3 protein-coding genes are annotated in these 2,622 nt (G+C 64.4%); all 3 read right to left on the bottom strand.

All coding sequences use genetic code 11. The annotated features are described in order from the left end of the window. The coding region (locus tag AC5JJ6_RS08365; RefSeq protein ID WP_496041595.1) for a P-loop NTPase family protein at window positions 1–807 on the bottom strand (807 nt) is incomplete at its 3' end. 214 nt (window positions 808–1,021) lie between these two features. Further along, complete coding sequence (locus AC5JJ6_RS08360) at window positions 1,022–2,215, bottom strand: hypothetical protein (RefSeq protein ID WP_496041594.1); 1,194 nt, start codon at window positions 2,213–2,215, stop codon at window positions 1,022–1,024. 27 nt (window positions 2,216–2,242) lie between these two features. Continuing rightward, the coding region (locus tag AC5JJ6_RS08355) for a sugar phosphate nucleotidyltransferase (protein ID WP_496041593.1) at window positions 2,243–2,622 on the bottom strand (380 nt) is incomplete at its 5' end.

Raw genomic sequence — 2,622 nt, 5'->3', positions numbered from 1 at the left:
CTCGTCGAGCACGAGCAGGACATGGGCTCCCTGGATCTCGGCGAGTACGTCGTTCAGCTCGGTCACGCTGAACGAGCCTTCCGGCAGCAGCTCGTCGAAGCTGGACATTGTGCGCCGCGCCGCAAACGGATTGTCCACTTCGGAACGGTAGAACGTACCGGGGATACGCCGCAGGAAGTTGCGGAAGACATCCTCGAAGCTCAGTTCGGCGCTGCAGGTCAGCTTCAGCGTGAAGTAGCCGGCCTGCGAGGCGATCTGCTGGATCGCGTTGGCAAGCGAGGTCTTGCCGCGGCCGCGGTCGCCGAACAGGACGACGTGGGCGCGCTCTTCCTCGATCGCGGCGATGATCCTGCGCAGGGTGTTGAGCCGCCCGACGAACAGGGAGTTGACTTCCTGCTTGGGACGGGTCGGCGTGAAGGCTTCGCGCAGCGCCTTGTTCAGCTCGGGCGTCAGGCCCGGCAGATTGCCGCTGGCGCGCGACCGAAGCGTTCCCGCTACCGGCAGGGAGAAACGCGGCAGTTCCAGGTCTTCGTCGTCGGCCTTGCGGCTACGCTCCGCAGGCTTGCGGGCTTGCGGCTCGTCGCCCTTGCGGGCGTGCAGCAGGTCGGTGGCCGGCCGCATCATGAAGGCGCGATCTTCCTGAACCGCGCCGGCCTGGACGGAGGGGGCCTGCCGGTGGGCGCGCGGCTGATCGTCTTCATAGCTGGACTGGCGAGCGGGCTGCCCGCCGTCCTGGTAGCCGTCCAAATCGGGATCGTCGTTGGGATCGCCAAGATCGGACACCAGACGGGGGCCGAACGGTGTCACGCGCGGATCCAGATCCGGCCGGACATTCTCACCTGAGCCGGCCTCACCGAACTGGGGATTACGCCGTTTCCGGAAAAAGTTACGCATACGTCGGTTTTACCTTTGAACACGTTGATGCCACGACCAAGCCCTGGAACCGCATATCTTCCAATTTGGGGCACCGGGCAGGTTCCCTCCGGGGTGCTTTGGTATATACCTCGGAGGGAACCGGTCCTCAGGAAGCGAGAGCCGACTTCTTTTCGGTCTCGCCGGACTGCCCGCTGAGGACCGACCGCTCGATATCCTTCCAGGCGCGGAGCGCCAGACTGTCGGGCAGTTCGACGTCGTCCATGCCGATGATGTCGCCGCGCTTCAGCGGACGCTTGATCACGGCATCGGCCAGCAACCCGATCGGAACGTGTCCGGCCGTGTCGGCGATCCGGACCGCCTCGCCCCGCACGTCGAAGCTCCCGATACCGGACGCGATCTTGTCGCCCGGCTTCAGGTCGCGCTTGACCACGGTGCAGACGCTGGCCACCGGGCGGGCGGAGTTGTCCAGCAGGATGCGGCCCTGGTTCATGACGCGCTTGATCGTCCGGAGGATTTCCAGGTGCACGAAGATATTGTGCTTCAGGACGACATAATAAGGGCCATCGCCCAGTTTAAGGTACCGCAGCGCGCCTTTCTGACGCGGATCGTGCTTGCCGACGACGAAGACGCCATGCGGCAGCTTGAGCGACAGGACGTAGTCGGCGATCGGCTTGCCCAGCTTCTCGGCGGCTTCGGCCAGGGCGCTGCCTCCCGTGCGCAGGTCGTCGTCGGGAACACCCAGCAGGCCGGGCTTCGCGACTTCGGCGCCAAGGCCGTTGGCGACGAAGGCCTGCTCGATCTGGACCTTGGTGCCATCCGTGAAGGAGGTCACCATCGGCAGGCTGATGCCGCTCCGGTTGCCCCAATAGGTCATGTCCTCGAGCGTCGGGTCCTGGTTCAGGAAGCCCTTGATATTGCCGTAGACCAGCGGCTCGAAGCCCATGTCCAGGACTTCTTCCTTCAGTGCCGCCTGACAGCCGGGCTGGTCGCCTTCGGCCTCGGTCACCAGACCCTTGCCGACGAAGTAGGAGCCGGCGGTGATGTGGAACTCCGAGTTCATCGTGACGACGGGCAGGTTGGCGCTGAGCGCCGCCGCCACCACGTCGGTCGCGTGGATGGCATCGCCGGTGCATTCCAGCACGACGTCGGAATTCTCGATCAATTCGGCAAGCGAGTTGGTCAGCAGTTCCGGACGCGGAAAGCCGGTGCAGCCGTCGACCGGCCGCCGGGTCAACACGCGGGAAGCCTTGAAGCCTTCCTGCCGGTCCAAGGCCATGATGAAGTGCGAGGAAATAAACCCGGTGCCCACAACACCGATCCGAACAACCGGACTGTCCATCATATCAATCTCCTTTGGGGGCGCCGGTCAGACGACGGCGCCCGAATAGTCGGCATTTTCACTGTCAGATTTGAATTCCGGCTGCCAGCCGGAGAAATCCTGTTCCATCAGCCGCAGCAGATACTTGCCGTAGCCCGACTTCATCAGCGGCGCCGCCAGCGTGTTCAGCTGGGCATCGTCGATGTAGCCCATGCGCCAGGCGATCTCTTCCGGGCAGGCTACTTTCAAGCCCTGCCGGGCCTCGATCACCTCGATGAAGTTGCCGGCACCCAGCAGGCTGTCGTGGGTTCCGGTATCGATCCAGGCGGTGCCGCGTCCGAGCAGTTCGACCGAGAGCTGACCACGCTCCAGGTAGACGCGGTTGAGATCGGTGATCTCCAGCTCGCCGCGCGGGCTCGGCTTCAGGT

It is taken from the genome of Skermanella sp. (assembly GCF_059503625.1).
The sequence above is the reverse complement of the archived record's forward strand: the minus strand, read 5'-3'. Positions and strand labels throughout refer to the sequence as shown.